The sequence below is a fragment of the Actinomadura atramentaria DSM 43919 genome (genome assembly GCF_000381885.1).
GTDB lineage: Bacteria > Actinomycetota > Actinomycetes > Streptosporangiales > Streptosporangiaceae > Spirillospora > Spirillospora atramentaria.
In genome coordinates this window covers 20,147-37,436 of sequence record NZ_KB907217.1, presented here as the reverse complement: position 1 = coordinate 37,436, position 17,290 = coordinate 20,147, and the positions used below count along the sequence as shown (strand labels likewise).

Sequence of the window (17,290 nt, the reverse complement as noted above, 5' to 3'; positions counted from 1 at the left end):
TCGCGTGGTCTTCCCCGCCGCGCCACGCCCGTTTCGGGACAATGACCGCGATCCGCCGGTGGAGCGGAGTACCTGTCCTGTGCCCGAGGAGCCCTATTCATGGCGACCGTCACCCAGACGCTGCGCGACGCCGACCCGGTCGAGCGGCGCGCGCGGATCATCGAGGTCCTGGTCGAGGCGTTCGCGCCGCTGATGGACCGCGCGCCCGCGGAGTTCCGCCGCCGGTTCCGCCGGATGGCCGCCGACCCGTTCGCGTTCTACCGGGGCAGCGCGTGCCTGTTCTACGCCGACATGGCCCGCGACGAGGACCCGTGGGCGGACGAGCGGACGGGCCGCGTCTGGATCCAGGGCGACCTGCACGCGCAGAACTTCGGCACCTACATGAACGACGACGGCGTGTTCGTCTTCGACGTCAACGACTTCGACGAGGCCTACCTCGGGCACTTCACCTGGGACGTCAAGCGCCTCGTGGCGAGCGTGGCGCTGCTGGCGTGGAGCAAGGCGATCTCCGACGCCGACATCCGCCGCCTCATCGAGGCCTACGTGCGCGCCTACGTCGACCAGGTCCGCCGGTTCGCCGAGCACGGCGACGACGACGCGTTCGCGCTGACCCTGGACACCGCCGACGGGTACATCCGCGACGTGCTGGTCGCCGCGCTCACCTCCACGCGCATCGGCCTGCTGGACCGCCTCACCGCGGTCGAGGGCGGGGATCGCCGGTTCCGCGAGCACCCCGGCCACCGCCGCCTGGACGCGGCCGAGCGCGGCCGGGTGGAGGCCGCCTACCGCGAGTACCTGGCGACGATCCCGGAGGACAAGCGGTTCGGCGGCCTCACCTACGGGGTGAAGGACGTCGTCGGGTCGTCGGGGTTCGGGATCGGGTCGGCCGGCCTGTCGGCGTACACGATCCTGGTGGAGGGCCGCAGCCAGGCGCTGGAGAACGACGTGATCCTGTCGATGAAGCAGGGGAACGTCGCCGCGCCGTCCCGCGTCGTCGACGATCCGGCGATCCGCGGGTACTTCCGCCACCACGGGCACCGCACGGCGGTGTCGCGGCGCGCGCTGCAGGCCAACACCGACCCGTGGCTGGGCCACACCGAGCTGGACGGGATCGGGTACGTGGTGCAGGAGCTGTCGCCCTACGAGGAGGACCTGGACTGGTCGGCGCTCACCGAGCCGGAGGAGATGCTGCCGGTGCTGGACGACCTGGGCCGCGCCACCGCCAAGATCCACTGCGTGTCCGACACCGATTCCGACCACACCCTGGTCGGGTTCCAGGTCGAGGACGCGATCAGCGCGGTGATCGGCCCCGACGAGACCGCGTTCGTCGAGGCGATGGTCGCGTTCGGGACCGAGTACGCGGCGGTGGTCCGCGACGACCATCGGCTGTTCGTGGACGCGTTCCGCAACCACGAGATCCCCGGCCTGTGACCGGCCGCCCGGCCCCGCGCCGGCGGGGCCGGGGGCGGGTCAGCGGCCGAACGCCAGCGCGGTCCCGGCGCTGATCACGACGACGAGCACGACGATCACCACGGGCGAGCGCAGCGGATTCGGCCGCCGCGCCGTCGCGGCGGTGACCGCGGGCGGGACGTGCCGCAGCGTCGGCGCGGGCGGGTGCGGCCGGGCGCGCGGCGGCGCGGGCGGCCGCGCGGCGGGCCGGGCCGCCGCCCGCCGCGGCGTCGGCTTCGGGGCCGGGGCGCTCGGGGCGGGCGCGGCCGCCGGGGGCCGCGGACGCGGTTTCGGCGGCGCGGGCTTCGGCGGATGCGTCACGGGCGGCCGGTGCGGCCGGGGGTGCGGGTCGGGGCGGGGCGCGGGCGGGTGCGGGTGCGGGTGGCAGCGGACGCCGCCGCCCACGACGACGTGGACGTCGTCGCCGACGCTGACCGACGCGCCGCCGTCCACGCACGCCCGCACGGTCGGCCACGCCCGCGCCTCGACGTGCGCGCCCGCGTGGGCCCCGCCGCGCGGCCCGTCCGGCACACCCGCGTGAACCCCCGCGTGAACACCGGCGTGGGCGTCGGCGCGCGGCGTCCGGTCGGCGCTCTCGGCGGCGGTGTGCGCGGCGACGCGGGCGGCGACGGTACGCGGCGGGTCGGGCCGCGCGGCGGACGCGGTGAGCGGCGCGAACGGCGCGACGGCGAGCAGCGCGACGGCGGTCACGGCGCGGCGCATCCCCTTAACCGCCCGTCCCGATGCGGCCGATCTCGGCGATGGCGCCGGTGAACGCGTCCGGCCCGACCGCGAGGGCGCCGGAGAACACGTGCGAGATGTCGATGGCCAGCCACACGCCGACGCCGAGCAGCCCCGCCATGATCCCGAGCGGGACCAGCGCCCAGCCGCGCGGCCGCGCCCCCGACAGGAACGGCAGCAGCAGCACCACGATCCCGGTGACGACGGTGATGGCCAGCAGCCAGCCGGGCGGCGCGGTCCGCACGTCCATCGACCGCTGGTGCCGGGCGGCGGCGATCTGCGCGATCTGGTCCAGCAGCGCCGACCGCGCGTCCTTCAGCTCGTCGTTGCCGGTGGGGACGGCGATCACGGCGCGCCGCAGCCGGTCCAGCGCGGCGTCCCCGGCGGCGTCCATCCGGCCGTGCTCCATGCGCGGCCACTCGCGGTCCCGGACGAACCGGGCGTAGGCCAGCAGTTCGCCGCGGAGCCGGTCGCGCTCGGGCGCGGGCAGCCGCTGGGTGGACCAGGTCGCCTCGACGATCGCCTGGCCCTCGGCGTAGGTGTTGAGGCGCGCGGCGTCCGCCGACGTCCACGGCAGCACGATCGCGATGGCGAACGCCGCGAGGAACAGCGCGGACAGCATCGCCCCGGCGTGGGCGTTGGTGGGGCCGTCGGCGGCGGCGTCCTCGCTGCCGAGCCGCAGGCGGCGGGCGACGCGCCCGGCGAGGAACACCACCGCGACGGCGCAGGCCGCGGCGAGCAGATAGACGGGCATGACCCTCTTTTCGGGGGGACACGCCGGGGACGACCCGGCGTGGGCACTACCGGCACGGACACTACCGACGGTCACTATAGATTCACGAACCGTCGCCGCGCGGTCTTTTCGGGCGACGGACCGCCCGAGATCGCCGGGACACGGATTTCGCGGCCCCCGATCCGCGCGCCGACCTGCGCGGACGGGGGGTCGGCGCAGGGAACCGGGTGGTTGACAAGACCGGTGAACCGGATAGTTTTGCTCGGGTCCAGCACGGACTCACCGATCGGCCGCTCTCGACGCCGCCCACCCCGCGCCACGACGGGCCGGCCCGCCGAGCCAGGCGCGGGCGTACGGCCCGCCGGAGCGGAGCCGCCCGATCGCGCGGGGGTTGGACCCGGGAAGGGCCCGGGCATCCAGTAGAAAACGGAGTCCCGTTCTCACCGCCTGTGAGGCGTCTCCGGCCCGACGGATGTCACGGGCCCTCTTCCGCGCCCGCCCTTCCCCCGGCGCGCCCTGCGCCCGCCCGCCGCCCTGGTTCGTCTCGAACGTCCGCGTTTCCGTGCCGTGCCCCGTTCGTGGTCGTCGCGTGCCCCGGCGCCCGGTAGCGTTCCCCGCAGGACGAAGGGAGGCCCGGGGTGGCCCAGGACACGCTCGCCGGCCGCCCGGCCGACCCCGCGCCCGGCGCGCCGCCCCGCCCCGGCCGCTGGTCGCGAACACTCGCCGGGTTTCGGCACGGGGGCCGCGCGGGCTGGCCGCGCACGCTCGCGGCGCTGGCGGGCGGCCTCGCGCTGTTCACGGCGTTCCCGCCGCTGGACGCGGTCGCCGCCGCGCCGCCCGCCGTCGCGGTCCTGGCGCTGGCGGTGCGCGGGGTCCGCGCCCGCACGGCCGCCTGGCTCGGGTTCGTGTTCGGCGCGGCGTTCTTCCTGCCCGTCCTGACGGGCATCGTGAAGATCGGCGCGGACGGGTGGGTGCTGCTGAGCCTGGTCGAGGCGCTGTACTTCGCGCCGATGGCGGCGGCGATGGCGGCCGTGGCGCGGCTGCGCGGCTGGCCGGTGTGGACGGCGGCGCTGTGGGTGGCGCAGGAGCTGGTGCGCGGCGGCGTCCCGTTCGGCGGGTTCCCGTGGGCGCGGCTGGCGTTCGCCGAGACCGCGACGCCGCTGACCCCGTACGCGGCGCTGGGCGGCGCGCCGCTGGTGACGTTCGCGACGGCGCTGCTGGGCGCGCTGCTGGCGGCGGCGGCGCTGGCGGCGGTCCGCGCGGTCCGGCCGGGCGCGCAGGACGCGCGGCGCGTGCGGCGCGGTGCGGTCGGCGTCGCGGTGGGCGCGGTCGCGGTGATGGCGGCGGTGGTGTGCGGCGGCCTGGCGGTGCCCGTCCCCACGGGCGGGAAGCCGGTGACGGTCGCGGTGGTGCAGGGCAACGTCCCGCGCCTCGGGCTGGACTTCGAGGGGCAGCGCAAGGCCGTCCTGACCAACCACGTGAACCGCACCCACGAGCTGGCGGCCGAGATCCGGGCGGGCACGGTGCCGCGCCCGCAGCTCGTGGTGTGGCCGGAGAACGCCAGCGACCTGGACCCCTACGCCGAGACCGACGCGTACGCGGCGATCGACGAGGCCGTCAAGGACGTCGGGGTGCCGGTGCTGGTCGGCGCGCTCGTCGACAGCTCCGACGGCACCAGGGTGGAGAACCGGGGCATCGTGTGGGACCCGGTGACCGGTCCGGGCGCGTACTACGTCAAGCGGCACCCGGTGCCGTTCGGGGAGTACCTGCCGTTCCGGACGGTCCTGACCAAGCTGATCAAGCGGTTCGAGCGGATTCCCCGCGACTTCGCCAAGGGGAAGCGGCCCGGGCTGCTGAGGCTCGGCCCGATCACGGTCGGCGACGTGATCTGCTTCGAGGTCGCCTACGACCGCGAGGTCCGCGACGTGGCGTCCGGCCGGATGCTCGTCGTGCAGACCAACAACGCCACCTACGGCCGCACCAGCCTCCCGCCGCAGCAGATCGCCATGTCGCGACTGCGGGCGGTCGAGCATGGCCGTACGATCTTGGTGGCGGCGACCAGCGGCATCAGCGCCATCGTCGCGCCGGACGGGCGGATCGTCTCGCGGTCCCGGGAGTTCACGCCCGACCTGCAGGTGGCGACGATGCCCGCGCGCACCGAGCGCACGGTCGCCGACCGCGTCGGCGCGTGGCCGGAGCGGGCGCTGGCGGCGCTCGCGGTGCTGGCGGCGGCCGTCGCCGCCGCCGGGGCGCGCCGGCGGCCGGTCGAGGACGAGGGGAACTGACAGCGATGGACACAGCGGCGCACGGAACGCCGGATCTGGGCAGGGTCGTGGTGGTCATCCCGACCTATGACGAGCGCGAGAACATCGAGGCGATCGTCGCCCGGGTCCGGGCCGCCGTGCCGGACGCCTCGGTGCTGGTCGTGGACGACAACAGCCCCGACGGCACCGGCGAGCTCGCCGACGCCCTCGCGGCCGCCGACGACCACGTCCACGTCCTGCACCGCACCGCCAAGAACGGGCTCGGCGCCGCCTACATCGCCGGGTTCGGCTGGGCGCGCGAGCACGGCTTCGACGTCGTCGTCGAGATGGACGCCGACGGCTCCCACCAGCCCGAGGAGCTGCCGCTGCTGCTGGCCGCCCTGCGCGACGCCGACCTGGTCATCGGGTCGCGGTGGGTGCCGGGCGGCAAGGTCGTGAACTGGCCGCGCAGCCGCGAGGCGCTGTCGCGCGGCGCGAACGTGTACGCGCGGATCGTGCTGAACGTCCCCGTCCACGACGCGACGGGCGGGTTCCGGGCGTTCCGGGCCGCGACGCTGGAGAAGATCGGCCTGGACGGCGTCGCGTCGCGCGGCTACTGCTTCCAGATCGACCTGGCGCTGCGGACGCTGCGGCAGGGGTTGCGGGTGGTGGAGGTGCCGATCACCTTCCACGAGCGCGTCCACGGGCAGAGCAAGATGAGCCGCGACGTGATCGCCGAGGCGGCGTGGCGGGTGGCGCGCTGGGGCGTGGAGGCCCGCACGGCCCGCTTCCGGCGCTGACCCGGACGCGGGTCCACAGCACGGGCACACGGCAACGGGCCGCCGGGCGGAAACGTTCCGGCGGCCCGCCGCGTTGAACCGGACGTAGACGTTTTTCCCGACCCCGCGAAACCGGAGCCATGCCCTCTCGTCCCTTCATCGCCGCGTTCCTGCTGCTGCCCGTCCTGGAGATCCTCGCCGTCCTCGGCGTCGTCCACCTGCTCGGCGGCTGGCCGACCCTCGCGCTGCTGCTCGCGGGCAGCGCCCTGGGCGGCTGGATCGTGCGCCGGGAGGGCCGCCGGGCGTGGCGGACGCTGCAGGACGCGGCGCGCGGCGTGCCCCCGGCGGTGCCCGGCAAGCGGGCGGGCGACGCGCCGCTGGTGATGGCGGGCGGGCTGCTGCTGCTCCTGCCCGGGTTCGTCAGCGACGTGGCGGGCGCGTTCACGCTGCTGCCCCCGACGCGTCCGCTGGTCCGCCGCGCTTTCGCCCGGTTCACGGCGCGCCGTGCGGCGGCGGCCCCGGGCCTGGGCGACGTGCTGGGCGGCGGGTTCCCGCCGGAGTTCGGCTTCCCCGGCGCGCCGCGCGCGGACGGGGACGCCCCGCGGGGGCCGGTGGTGCGCGGCGAGGTCCTGCGCGACGAGCCCGGCGACGGCTCCGGCGACCTGCGCGCCCGCCCCTGATCGGCTCCAGTCCCGTCCCTGCGACGTTTTCCGGCCCCGGGCGTTTCCAGCGCAACTGCGTTCCCAGCACGGGGAACGCACGGCGGCCCGTCGTCGCCTCGGGCGCGGGGTTTTCGGGTCGTGGAACGCGTCAGGGGCCGCACCGGTGGTCGGTGCGGCCCCTGGACGGACGTCGTTGTCGGGGGTGCTGCGGGTCAGGCGCTCTTGCGGCGTCCCGCCCGCAGGATCGCCAGGCGTTCGGCGAGGACCTCCTCCAGGTCCTCCACGGTCCTGCGTTCCATGAGCATGTCCCAGTGGGTGCGGGCGGGCTTGCCCTTCTTGGCCTGGGGCAGTTCTCCGTCTACCCGGAGCGCGGTGATCCCGCAGCTCCGGCATTCCCACGTCATCGGCACCTCGGCCTCGGCGGCGAGCGTCACGGTGAACCGGTGGCCCTTGCCGCAGGTGTAGTCCACCTCCTGGCGGGGGGCCAGGTCGGTGTTGCGATCGTTCTCGTAGCTCGTCGCTCCGAGTCGGGTGCCGCGAAGTGCGCGCTCGGCCATCGTCACGTGCCTCCCAGACGACTTGCGGTGTTGTCCATGCCAACGCTGGATCCGGTCACAAGATTCCCGCCCGGGGGCCGTTCCAACCCTGCGGTTTGCGGACCCGGCGACGAGCCCGGGCCCGCCGGGCGCCGCGCGCGGGGCGGCCGGACGGGGTCGCCGCCCGGCCGCCGGGCGCTCAGCCGCGCGGGGCCAGGACGACGTCGACGAGGCCGTAGTCGAGGGCCTCGGCGGCGGTGAAGTACCGGTCGCGGCGCAGGTCGCGGCGGACGTCGGCGGGGTCGCGGCCGGTGGCGGCGGCGATGGTCTCCTCGGCGCGGTCGCGCAGCCGCAGGATCTCGGCGGCCTGGATCGCCAGGTCGCTGGAGGACCCGCGGACGGGTTCGACGGCGGGTTCGCGCAGCAGGACGCGGGCGCCGGGGAGCGCGGCGCGGGTGCCGGGCGCGCCCGCGGCGAGCACGACGGCGGCGGCGGACGCGGCCTGCCCGACGCAGGTGGTCTCCACGCGGGGCCGGATGTAGGCCATCGTGTCCAGGACGGCGGTCATGGCGGTGAGCGAGCCGCCGGGCGAGTTGATGTAGAGGCTGACGGGCCGGTCGGGGTCCATGCCCTCCAGGGCCAGGAGCTGCGCGGTGACGTCGTTGGCGGCGGTGTCGTCCAGCGGCGACCCGAGGAAGACGATCCGCTCCTCGAACAGCTTGTTGTAGGGCGTCATCTCCTTCACGCCGTAGGAGGTGCGCTCGACGTAGGACGGGACGATGTGGCGGCTCTCGCCGCGGGGCAGGGGCGCGCCGGTCACGATCCGACCCGGTCGGTGGAGTCGATGACGTGGTCCACCAGGCCGTACTCGCGGGCCTGCTCGGCGGTGAACCAGCGGTCGCGGTCCCCGTCGGCGTCGATGCGCTCGACGGGCTGGCCGGTGTGGAAGGCGGTGCGCTCGGCCAGGACGCGCTTGAGGTAGCGGGACTGCTCGGCCTGGATCTTGATGTCGGAGGCGGTGCCGCCGATGCCGCCGTGGGGCTGGTGCATCATCACGCGGGTGTGGGGGAGCGCGTACCGCTTGCCGGGCGCGCCCGCGCACAGCAGCGTCTGGCCCATCGAGGCGGCCAGGCCGAGGCCGACGGTGGCGATGTCGTTGGGGACGAACTGCATCATGTCGTAGATCGCCATGCCGGCGTCCACGACGCCGCCGGGGGAGTTGATGTAGAGGGTGATGTCGCGCTCGGCGTCGTCGGCGGCCAGCAGCAGGAGCTGCCCGCCGACGCGGTTGGCGACGCGGTCGTCGATCTCCTCGCCGAGGAACACGATGCGGCGGCGCAGCAGCCGCTCGTAGATCTGGGCGTCGGCGAGCGCGGGCGCCTCGGCGGCGGCCGAGGACCGGCCGGTGTAGGTGAGCGGGCTCGGCGCGTGCCCCCGCTCGGGCGCGGGCAGTCCCGGGTATCCGTGTCGCAGCATGAACGCCTCCCTTGAACTGTACGTTCCGTACAGATAGTCGCTGTACGAAACGTACAGTTGGCGGCTCGGGTCGGCCAAGCGGGTTCGCTATACGATGAATCCGTGGAAATCCCGGTCACCGAAGCGCGCGCCCAGTTCGCCGATCTGGTCAACCGGGTCGCCTACACCGGCGACCCCGTCCTGCTGACGCGGCGCGGCCGGCCGATGGCCGCGCTGGTGTCGGCGGAGGACCTGGAACTGCTGCGCGCCGTCCATGAACTGCAGCGCGAGCAGCACATCGACCTGACCCGCACCACCGCGCCGGGCGCGCCGGACGAGCGGCCCGCCGCGCGGCCGCTGCGGATCGCCGCCGAGCTGCGCCCGGCGGCGGGCCCCAAGCCGGGCCGCCCGCCGGGGTTCGGCCGCTAGGCGGTGTTTCCAAGTCCCGGCCCACGGCCCTCGCCTGGCGGCTCGGGCCTCACCGGGCCTGTGCGAGCGCGGCATCGCTTCGCGACCTGGGCGGCGAAGCTCGCCTCCGGCGTCGCTTCACCGCCCAGGTAACGCACTCGCGCTGCGGCGCGCTCTAGCCCCGGCGCTCGGGAGCCGCCGGGGGAGCGGGGCGCGGGGCGGGCGGGTCGTGCCGCCAGAGCCCGCGCGCGGACATGACGTGGCGGAGCGCGACGAGCTGGTCGGTCATGATCCCGTCGACGCCGAGGTCCAGGAGGCGCTGCATCGCGGCCTCGTCGTTGACGGTCCAGACGTGGACCTTCAGGCCGAGGGCGTGGCACTGGGCGACGAACGGCGCGGTGACGACGCGCAGCGGGCCGAGGGCGTCGGGGACCTGGGCGCAGGCGACGCCGGCGGCGGCGAGCGCGGCCAGCCGCTCGCGGCGCGCCTCGGCGCGGCCGGCCAGCGACAGGGTCCGCAGGGTGACCAGGTCGCGGGGGCCGAGGGCGGTGCAGACGTCGCCGCCGGTGTAGAGGGGGAGGCGGGCGCGGAACTGCGCGAGGCGCCGGGTGGAGAACGAGGTGACGCAGACCCGGTCGAACGCGCGGGCGCGGTGCAGGACCTCGGTGAGGGGGCCGATGACGGCGGCGTCCTTGAGGTCGATGTTGACGCGCGCGTCGGGGAACTCCTCCAGGATCTCCTCGATGCGCGGGACGCGCTCGACGCCCCGGACGCGGGCGCGGGCGACCTCGGCGTAGGGGAGCCGCGCCAGGGGGCCGGTGCGGTCGGTGACGCGGTCCAGGGTGCGGTCGTGGAACGCGACGGCGACGCCGTCGGCGGTGGCGCGCGCGTCGGTCTCCAGGTACCGGTAGCCGAGGTCGGCGGCGCGGCGGAACGCGGCCAGGGTGTTCTCGGGGCGGCCGGCTCCGCCGCGGTGGGCGAAGGGGATGGGGCCGGGGTGGTCGAGGAAGGCGTAGCTGCGCGGCACGCCCCGATTATCGCCCGCCCCGACCCCACCCCGGACCTTACTGTGTAAAGCCCCTGGCTGGGATCGATGTCCCAACTCGTCAGGCGGTGAGCGCGTCAACGCTGGGGACGACGATCCCGTAGAGGTCTCCGATGGCGGTGAGGGCGGCGCGGTGCAGGTCGCCGGCGGGCAGCGAGGCGCCGTCCGGGCCGGGGAGGGACCGGGTGGTGCAGGCGTCGGCGACGACGGTGGGCCGGTAGCCGCGGTTGAACGCGCCCTGCGCGGTGGACGCGACGCACATGTGGGTCATGAACCCGGCCAGGACCAGGTCGGGGCCCGCGCCGAGCCCGGTGAGGACGTCCTGCAGGTCGGTCTGGTGGAACGAGTCGGGGAACGTCTTGACGACGACCGGTTCGCCGTCGCGGGGCGCGACCTCGGCGCTGATCGCCCCGCTCGCGGCGCGGACGTCGTAGGCGGACCCGGGCCCGCCGTCGTGCGCGACGTGGACGATCCGCGCGCCGGCGTCGCGGGCGGCGGCCAGCAGCCGCGCCCCGGCGGCCAGGGCGGGTTCCGCGCCGGGCAGCGCCATGACGCCGGACCGGTAGGTGTCCTGGTAGTCGATCAGGACGAGCGTGGCTTCGGCGAGCCGGGCCGGCCGGGCGGGCAGGCCGGAGACGTCGCGGAGGGTGGCGGAGACGGTGGTGCTCATGGCAGGGGTTTCCTTCCGGTTCGCGCGCACGCTCGCGCCGCCGCGGGTGCGGCGTTGCGGATGCGCGGGGATCAGTGGTTGGGGAATCAGGGTCAGGCGAGGGTGCGGAACCTCCGCCGGTAGGTGCCGGGCCCGGTGCCCAGCCGCCGCCGGAACGCCCGGTGCAGCGTCTCGACGGACCCGAGCCCGCTGTCGGCGGCGACGCGCGGCAGCGGCAGGTCGGTGGTCTCCAGGAGCCGCCGCGCGGCCTCGACGCGGGCCTGCTCGACGTACGCGGCGGGCGTGGTGCCGGTCTGCCGCCGGAACACGCGGCCGAACTGCCGCTCGCTGAGGCCCATGCGGGCGGCCATCTCGGCGGCGGTCAGTTCTTCGGCGAGGTGCTCGGCGATCCACAGGCGCAGGTCGTCGATGTCGCGGCGGGCGGACCCGGCGTGGGCGAGGGGGACGCTGAACTGGCTCTGCCCGCCCTGCCGTTTGAGGTACATGACCAGGGAGCGGGCGACGGCGAGGGCGGCGGCCTCGCCGTGGTCGTCGGCGACGAGCGCCAGGGACAGGTCCAGGCAGGCGCTGATGCCGGCGCCGGTCCACACGCGGCCGCTGGACCGCACGAAGATCGGGTCGGGGTCGACGGTGACGGCGGGGTGCTCGGCGGCGAGCTGGGCGGCGGTGGACCAGTGGGTGGTGGCGGTGAGGCCGTCCAGGAGTCCGGCGGCGGCCAGGACGTGCGCGCCGACGCACACCGACGCGACGCGGCCCGCGCGGGGCGCGGTGCGCCGTACCCAGTCCACGACGGCGGGGTCGACGACGGCGCGCGGCCGGTGGGGGTCGCCGTCGCTGGCGCCGGGGACCAGGAGGGTGTCGACGCGGTCGAGGGCGTCGACGTCGTCGAAGGCGAGGTCGGCGGCGATCCGGACGCCGGCGGCGGTGGTGACGGTGCCGCCGCCGGGCGCGGCGAGCAGGACCTCGTAGGGCTGCCGTCCGGCGGCGCGGGAGGCGAGGGAGAACACTTCGGCGGGGCCGGTGACGTCGAGGAGGTCGACGCCGGGGAAGACGGCGGTGACGACGCGGTGGGGTGCCGGGCTCATGAGGGAATTGTCGCGGGAGACGGGCGGTGTCTGCAACGACAGTTGTCTGTCACATCCGGACATCGGGTCGGGCGCTGCTACGGTCGGCGGGCGGAGAACCCGATGACGAAGGAGGAGCCCCTGATGGCGGATGTGGAGCGGTACCGGGCGACGTTCGAGCTGGTGGACGTCGACGGGGACGGGCGGATCTCCCCGGCGGAGCTGAAGGGCCTGATGGCGGCGCTGGGCCAGGAGATCAGCGACACGCGGGCGGTGGAGGTGGTGGTGCAGGCCGACGGGGACCGCGACGGCCGCATCTCGCTGGAGGAGTTCGCGGCGCTGATGGAGGCCGGCCGCGCGTGACCCCGTCCGGTCAGTCCCCGGCCCATTCGCGGCGGCGGACCTCGGCGAGGGCGACGGCGGTCGCGACGGCGACGTTGAGGGACCCGACGCGGCCGACCTGGGGGATGTAGGCGACGGCGTCGGCGGCGGCGAGCAGGGCGGGGGACACCCCGTGGTCCTCGCCGCCGACGGCCAGGCACACGTCGCCGTCCAGGGGCGCGTCGTGCAGCGGGACGGCGTCGGAGGTCAGCTCGACGGCGACGAGGCGGAACCCGGCGGCGCGGATCTCGGCGGCGGCGTCGGCGGGGGACCCGGCGTGGCTCCAGGGGACCAGGCGCTCGGTGCCGAGGGCGGTCTTGGCGGCGTTGCGGTGGGTGGGCGGGGTGGTGTTCCCGGCGAGCCACAGGTGCTCGACGCCGAACACCGCGGCGCTGCGCAGGATCGACCCGACGTTGAACGGCTGGGTGACCGACTCGGCGAGCAGGCCGAGGCGCCCGGTGGTGCGGCGCCGCCAGTCGCGGTTGAGGCGCTTGACGTCGGTGGGGCGGAGCTGCCGCCGCGCCGGCCGCGCCCCCTCGCCCGGGCCGGCGGTGTCGTCGGTGCGGCGGGCGGTGCTGCTCATCGGGGTCCTTCGGCGGGGTCGGGGGAGGGGCGGGTGACGGCCAGGACGCGGTAGGCGGAGCGGGACGCGACGCGCTCGGTGGGGTAGCCCCGCGCGTCGAGCCAGCGGTGCAGGGAGTCCGAGCCGAGGTGCTTCTGGACGACGAGGTGGGCGGTGGCGCCGGGGGAGAGGCGGGGCAGCCAGGTGAGCAGCAGCTCGTGGAGGGCGGGCTTGCCGATGCGGATCGGGGGGTTGGACCACAGCGCGTCGTAGCGCAGGCCCGGGTCGGCCTCCCCCGGCCGAATGAACCTTACGTTGTCAAGCCCGGCGGTGGAGGCATTCTGCCTCGCGACTTCGAGCGCTCGCTCGTTCACATCCACGCCCCACACGCTCGCCTGCGGCGAGCGGGCCGCCAGGGTGAGGGCGATGGGGCCGTATCCGGAGCCGAGGTCCAGGAGATTCCCGGTGGGGGGCGGCGGGGGGACGGTGTCCAGGAGCACGCGCGTCCCGGCGTCCACCCGGTCGGGGGAGAACATGCCGCGGTCGGTCGCCAGCCGCAGGTGCAGATCCGGCAGGACGAGGTCGACGGACCCGGGCCGGGCGGGCAGGCCGGGCCGCGGCGCGAAGTAGTGATCCCCCACGTCGGCCGACCGTATCAGCCCCCGGACCGTCCCCCGGCCACCCGCGGGGCGCGCGGGGAGTGTCGGTGCGGGCGGCCCGCACCGCCGGGTGGCACGCTGCAGATCGGGTCGGGCATCGGGGGGTGCGGATGATCGTCGGTGTGCTGGCGGCGCTGCTCGCGTGGTACGCGCTGCGGGGCCTGGGAGCGGTGTGGGAGCCGGCGGGCCGGGTCGTGGCGCGGTGCGCGCCGTGGACCCGCGCCGCGCACGCGTGGATCCTGGAAGCCCCGGCGACGTTCGGGTACGTGGCGGTGTTCACCGCGTCGACGCTGGTGCAGGTGTCGGCGCCGCCGAAGCTCATCGACCTGCTGACGACGCTGCAGTCCACGAACCTGCGGAACCTGCACCGCGAGCCGCTGCACGCGCTGGTGAACAGCGCGCTGTGGGTCGCCGACAAGGGCAACGGCCTGGTGTTCTACGTGATCGTGTTCGTGACGGTGGTGGCGTGGGGGGAGCGCAGGTGGGGGACACCGCGGTCCGTGGTGATCGGACTGACCGCGCACGTGGTGGGGACGCTGCTGACGGCACTGGCGGAGACGAGCGCGCTGGAGTCGGGACGGGCCCCGCAGTGGCTGGCGGTGTCCACCGACGTCGGCGTCAGCTACATCATGGTCGGACAGCTCGCCGGCGCCATCCTGCTGATGCGCGGCCGCGTCCGGATCGCCGCCGCGTCGGTCCTGACGCTCGCGCTGGCGCTGCCGCTGGTGTTCGGGCGGACGGTCTGGGACGTCGGGCACGTCCTGGCCGCGCTGGTGGGCCTCGGCGTCGCGGTGGGGCTGCTGTGGTGGGCGCCGCCGCGCCGCCCGCCGCGGCTCGCGCGGTGCCTGCCGTGTCCGCAGCCGTGCCGGTGGCGGACGGGTTCGGCGGCCGCGCCGGGCGCGGGCGGCGACTGACCCGGAGACGGCCGACCGGGGTCAGGGGAGGCGGGAGAACCAGAACAGGGACGCGCCCGCCGCGCCGAGCGCCAGCAGCAGCGCCAGGCCGGTGAAGCGGGCGGCGATGTCGCGGTGCTCGGTGGTGTAGCCGAGGGACGAGCCGATGTGGGAGTACACGTCGGTGAGCTGCCCGGCGTCGGCGGCCTCGTAGGCGCGTCCCTCGGTGTTGTCGGCCAGGGCGCGCAGGGTGTCCTTGTTGACGGACACGCTGGTGGTCTCGCCCTCGATGTCGACGGTGCCGTAGGGGGTGCCGAACGCGATGGTGGAGACCGGGACGTGCGCGGCGCGGGCGGCGTCGACGGCCTCCTGCACGGACCGTCCGGTGGTGTTGTCGCCGTCGGACAGCAGGACGATGTGGGCGGGCGGGGGGTCCTGGCGGGCCTGGGCGTCGAAGGAGGTGATGCCCTGCAGGCAGGTGAACACGGCCTCGCCGATGGCGGTGCGCTTGGCGAGGGAGAGGCGGTCCAGGGACGCGATGGCGGCGGCGCGGTCGGTGGTGGGGGAGGCGATGAGGTTGGCGTTCCCGGCGAACGCGACGACGCCGACGTTGAAGCGGACGGGGAGGTCCTGGAGGAACTTCTTGGCGGCCGAGCGGGCGGCGTCCAGCCGGGAGGGGGCCACGTCGCGGGCCATCATCGACAGCGACACGTCGACCGCCACCATGATCGTCGCACGGTCGCGGGGGACCTTGACGTTCGCGGCGGGCCGCGCGAACCCGACCGTCATCAACGCGATCATCCCGAGGAACAGCACCGCGGCGACGTGCCGCCGCCACCCCGGCGTGCGCGGCGCGACGTTCCGCAGCAGCGCCAGGTTCGTGAACCGCACCGCGTAGGAGCGGCGCCGGAACTGCACCAGCACGTACGCGGCGACCAGCAGCGGCACCAGCGCCAGCAGCCACAGCCGCTCCGGCGACAGGAAGGTCATGGGCGGGCCCCCGGTGCGGCGATGGCGCGGCCGGCGGCGCGGCGCTGGCGGAGCGCGAAGCGGGCGAGGTCGGCGATCCAGTCCCGGTCGGTGCGCAGGACCAGGTGGTGGGCGCCGGCGCGGCGCAGCGCGGTCCGCGTCGCGGCGCGCTGCCGCGCGGCGGCGTCGGCGTAGCGGGCGCGGGTGCGGCGGTCGACGGTGATTTCGTGGGTGTGGCCGGTCTCGGGGTCGGTGAGGGTGAGGGGTCCGAGGTCGGGCAGGTCGAGTTCGCGGGGGTCGAGGATTTCGACGGCGAGGACCTGGTGGCGTGCGGCGAGGCGGCGCAGGGGGTGTTCCCACGGGGGGTGTTCGGGGTCGTCGCCGTCGGCGGGGAGGAAGTCGGAGATGACGACGCGCAGGCCGCGGCGGGTCTGGCCGCGGGCGAGGGCGGTGACGGCGGCGGCGAGCCCGACGCCGGCGCCCTCGGGGCCGGCGGGGGCGGCGGGGGTGTCCAGGACGGTCTGCAGGAGCGAGTAGAGGGCGGGGCGGCCGGTGCGGGCGGGCCAGCGGCGCAGGCCGTCCGCGGTGTGCAGGTACGCGCCGACGCGGTCGCCGAGGCGGACGGTGAGGAACCCGACGGCGGCGAGCGCGGCGGCGGCCAGGTCGCGTTTGAGGAGGTCGGCGGTGCCGAAGTCCATGCTGGCGGTGAGGTCGATGAGCGCCCACGCCTCCAGTTCGTGGTCGGCGACCAGGTCCCGGACGTGGGGGGTGGTGGTGCGGGCGGTGACGGCCCAGTCCATGTGGCGGACGTCGTCCTCGCCGGGCTGGTACACGCGCGCCTCCGCCAGCTCCGTCCCCGGGCCGGGCAGGAGGCCGAGGTGCTCGCCGTTCAGCAGCCCGTCCAGCCTGCGCGTCACCGAGAGCTGCAGCCGCCGCAGGCCGGGGCCCGGCGCGAGCCGCCGCGCCCCGTCCCGCCGCCCCGCGGCCCGCTCCGCCGTCACGCGCGGCCCTCCCCGGCGCCGTGGTTCCACACCACGCGCGGCGGGGGGACCGCGGCCAGCACCTGCCCGACGACGTCGCGGGTGTCGACGCCGTCGGCGAGCGCGTCGAACGTCAGCACGATCCGGTGCGACATCACGTCGCGGGCGACGGCGCGCACGTCGTCGGGCAGCACGTAGTCGCGGCCCGACACCAGCGCCAGCGCCCGCGACGCCGCGACCAGCCCGAGCGTCGCGCGGGGGCTGACGCCGATGTCGACGACGTCGCGGAGCTCGGGCAGGTGGTACTGCTCGGGTTCGCGGGTCGCCATCACCAGCCGCACGATGTAGTCCGCGACGAGTTCGTGGACGGCGACCGCGTCCGCCGCGCGCTGCAGGCCCGCGAGCCGGTCGGGGTCCAGGACCCGGTCGGGCGCGGGCGGGTCGACGCTCATGCGCCGCAGGATCTGCAGTTCGTCGTGCGCCCCCGGATACCCCACGTCGATCTTCATCAGGAACCGGTCGCGCTGCGCCTCCGGCAGCGGGTACACGCCCTCGGACTCGATCGGGTTCTGCGTCGCCAGGACGATGAACGGCCGCGGCAGCGGATACGTGGCGCCGCCCAGCGACACCTGCCGCTCGGCCATCACCTCCAGCAGCGCCGACTGCACCTTCGCCGGGGCCCGGTTGATCTCGTCGGCCAGCACGAAGTTCACGAACACCGGGCCGAGCTCCACGTCGAACTGCTCGGTGGAGGGATGGTAGATCCGCGTCCCCACGATGTCGGACGGCACCAGGTCCGGCGTGAACTGCAGCCGCGCGAACGTCCCGCCCACCACCCGCGCCAGCGACCCCACCGCGAGGGTCTTGGCGACCCCCGGCACGCCCTCGATCAGGCAGTGGCCGCGCGCCAGCAGCGCCACGACGAGGCGTTCGACCATGTGGTCCTGCCCGACGATGACCTTCTTGACCTCGGCCAGCGTCGTCTGCAGGAGCGCGGCGGCCCGGTCGGCGTCGTGGGCGGCGACGGTCATCGGCGGTTCCCTCACTGGTCCTCGCGAGCT

20 protein-coding genes are annotated in these 17,290 nt (G+C 75.6%); 7 read left to right on the top strand and 13 right to left on the bottom strand.

Annotated elements, in window-relative coordinates:
- Positions 1–99: 99 nt before the first annotated feature.
- Positions 100–1,431: a DUF2252 domain-containing protein gene (locus G339_RS0122425; RefSeq protein ID WP_019633308.1), complete on the top strand. Its 1,332-nt coding sequence runs from the start codon at positions 100–102 to the stop codon at positions 1,429–1,431.
- 39 nt (positions 1,432–1,470) lie between these two features.
- Here the strand turns inward: G339_RS0122425 and G339_RS39990 are convergent, their stop codons facing one another.
- Complete coding sequence (locus tag G339_RS39990; protein ID WP_051107928.1) at positions 1,471–2,172, bottom strand: hypothetical protein; 702 nt, start codon at positions 2,170–2,172, stop codon at positions 1,471–1,473.
- A gap of 4 nt (positions 2,173–2,176) precedes the next feature.
- Positions 2,177–2,944 (bottom strand): bestrophin-like domain, encoded by a 768-nt coding sequence (locus G339_RS0122415; RefSeq protein ID WP_019633307.1) that lies wholly within the window; start codon positions 2,942–2,944, stop codon positions 2,177–2,179.
- Positions 2,945–3,561: 617 nt separating this feature from the next.
- Here G339_RS0122415 and lnt point away from each other — a divergent pair.
- The 3 genes from lnt (at position 3,562) to G339_RS0122400 (ending at position 6,625) form a co-directional block, all read left to right on the top strand.
- The gene (lnt, locus tag G339_RS0122410; protein WP_019633306.1) at positions 3,562–5,208 is read left to right on the top strand and encodes an apolipoprotein N-acyltransferase; all 1,647 of its coding nucleotides are present in this window, start codon (positions 3,562–3,564) and stop codon (positions 5,206–5,208) included.
- Between the two features lie 5 nt (positions 5,209–5,213).
- A complete protein-coding gene (locus G339_RS0122405) occupies positions 5,214–5,966 on the top strand; it encodes a polyprenol monophosphomannose synthase (protein ID WP_019633305.1) in 753 nt (250 codons plus the stop codon).
- 119 nt (positions 5,967–6,085) lie between these two features.
- Entirely contained in the window at positions 6,086–6,625 is a 540-nt protein-coding gene (locus G339_RS0122400; RefSeq protein WP_019633304.1) for an FxsA family protein, read from the top strand.
- Between the two features lie 194 nt (positions 6,626–6,819).
- Here G339_RS0122400 and G339_RS0122395 read toward each other — a convergent pair whose 3' ends face one another.
- The 3 genes from G339_RS0122395 to G339_RS0122385 all read right to left on the bottom strand — a co-directional run bounded on the left by G339_RS0122395 (position 6,820) and on the right by G339_RS0122385 (position 8,619).
- A complete protein-coding gene (locus G339_RS0122395; protein WP_026341685.1) occupies positions 6,820–7,164 on the bottom strand; it encodes an RNA polymerase-binding protein RbpA in 345 nt (114 codons plus the stop codon).
- 178 nt (positions 7,165–7,342) lie between these two features.
- Entirely contained in the window at positions 7,343–7,963 is a 621-nt protein-coding gene (locus G339_RS0122390; protein WP_019633302.1) for an ATP-dependent Clp protease proteolytic subunit, read from the bottom strand.
- Positions 7,960–8,619 carry a ClpP family protease gene (locus G339_RS0122385; RefSeq protein ID WP_019633301.1) on the bottom strand — a complete coding sequence of 220 codons (660 nt, stop codon included), beginning with the start codon at positions 8,617–8,619 and terminating at the stop codon, positions 7,960–7,962. Before G339_RS0122385 ends, G339_RS0122390 begins: the two co-directional genes overlap by 4 nt.
- 102 nt (positions 8,620–8,721) lie before the next feature.
- Between G339_RS0122385 and G339_RS0122380 the strand changes: the two genes are divergently transcribed.
- Positions 8,722–9,027 (top strand): type II toxin-antitoxin system Phd/YefM family antitoxin, encoded by a 306-nt coding sequence (locus tag G339_RS0122380; protein WP_019633300.1) that lies wholly within the window; start codon positions 8,722–8,724, stop codon positions 9,025–9,027.
- A 154-nt stretch (positions 9,028–9,181) separates the two neighbouring features.
- Here the strand turns inward: G339_RS0122380 and G339_RS0122375 are convergent, their stop codons facing one another.
- The 3 genes from G339_RS0122375 to G339_RS0122365 form a co-directional block, all read right to left on the bottom strand.
- The gene (locus G339_RS0122375; protein WP_019633299.1) at positions 9,182–10,033 is read right to left on the bottom strand and encodes a glycerophosphodiester phosphodiesterase family protein; all 852 of its coding nucleotides are present in this window, start codon (positions 10,031–10,033) and stop codon (positions 9,182–9,184) included.
- A 79-nt stretch (positions 10,034–10,112) separates the two neighbouring features.
- Positions 10,113–10,721, bottom strand: a complete 609-nt coding sequence (locus G339_RS0122370) for an isochorismatase family protein (RefSeq protein ID WP_019633298.1) — start codon at positions 10,719–10,721, stop codon at positions 10,113–10,115.
- A gap of 92 nt (positions 10,722–10,813) precedes the next feature.
- Positions 10,814–11,806 carry a GlxA family transcriptional regulator gene (locus tag G339_RS0122365; protein ID WP_019633297.1) on the bottom strand — a complete coding sequence of 331 codons (993 nt, stop codon included), beginning with the start codon at positions 11,804–11,806 and terminating at the stop codon, positions 10,814–10,816.
- A 102-nt stretch (positions 11,807–11,908) separates the two neighbouring features.
- Between G339_RS0122365 and G339_RS0122360 the strand changes: the two genes are divergently transcribed.
- The gene (locus tag G339_RS0122360; RefSeq protein ID WP_019633296.1) at positions 11,909–12,148 is read left to right on the top strand and encodes an EF-hand domain-containing protein; all 240 of its coding nucleotides are present in this window, start codon (positions 11,909–11,911) and stop codon (positions 12,146–12,148) included.
- 10 nt (positions 12,149–12,158) lie between these two features.
- Here G339_RS0122360 and G339_RS34875 read toward each other — a convergent pair whose 3' ends face one another.
- Complete coding sequence (locus G339_RS34875) at positions 12,159–12,749, bottom strand: TrmH family RNA methyltransferase (protein ID WP_019633295.1); 591 nt, start codon at positions 12,747–12,749, stop codon at positions 12,159–12,161.
- Positions 12,746–13,369 (bottom strand): class I SAM-dependent methyltransferase, encoded by a 624-nt coding sequence (locus G339_RS0122350; RefSeq protein ID WP_019633294.1) that lies wholly within the window; start codon positions 13,367–13,369, stop codon positions 12,746–12,748. The genes G339_RS34875 and G339_RS0122350 overlap by 4 nt, the downstream gene beginning before the upstream one ends.
- A gap of 128 nt (positions 13,370–13,497) precedes the next feature.
- Here G339_RS0122350 and G339_RS0122345 point away from each other — a divergent pair, with 128 nt between their 5' ends.
- Positions 13,498–14,301: a rhomboid-like protein gene (locus tag G339_RS0122345; RefSeq protein WP_033324037.1), complete on the top strand. Its 804-nt coding sequence runs from the start codon at positions 13,498–13,500 to the stop codon at positions 14,299–14,301.
- 21 nt (positions 14,302–14,322) lie between these two features.
- Here the strand turns inward: G339_RS0122345 and G339_RS0122340 are convergent, their stop codons facing one another.
- From G339_RS0122340 to G339_RS0122330, 3 genes are read right to left on the bottom strand one after another with little or no spacing between them, the layout of a single operon-like run.
- A complete protein-coding gene (locus G339_RS0122340; protein ID WP_019633292.1) occupies positions 14,323–15,270 on the bottom strand; it encodes a VWA domain-containing protein in 948 nt (315 codons plus the stop codon).
- The gene (locus tag G339_RS0122335) at positions 15,267–16,250 is read right to left on the bottom strand and encodes a DUF58 domain-containing protein (protein ID WP_019633291.1); all 984 of its coding nucleotides are present in this window, start codon (positions 16,248–16,250) and stop codon (positions 15,267–15,269) included. Before G339_RS0122335 ends, G339_RS0122340 begins: the two co-directional genes overlap by 4 nt.
- Positions 16,247–17,260: an AAA family ATPase gene (locus tag G339_RS0122330; protein WP_019633290.1), complete on the bottom strand. Its 1,014-nt coding sequence runs from the start codon at positions 17,258–17,260 to the stop codon at positions 16,247–16,249. Before G339_RS0122330 ends, G339_RS0122335 begins: the two co-directional genes overlap by 4 nt.
- Positions 17,261–17,290 lie beyond the last annotated feature (30 nt).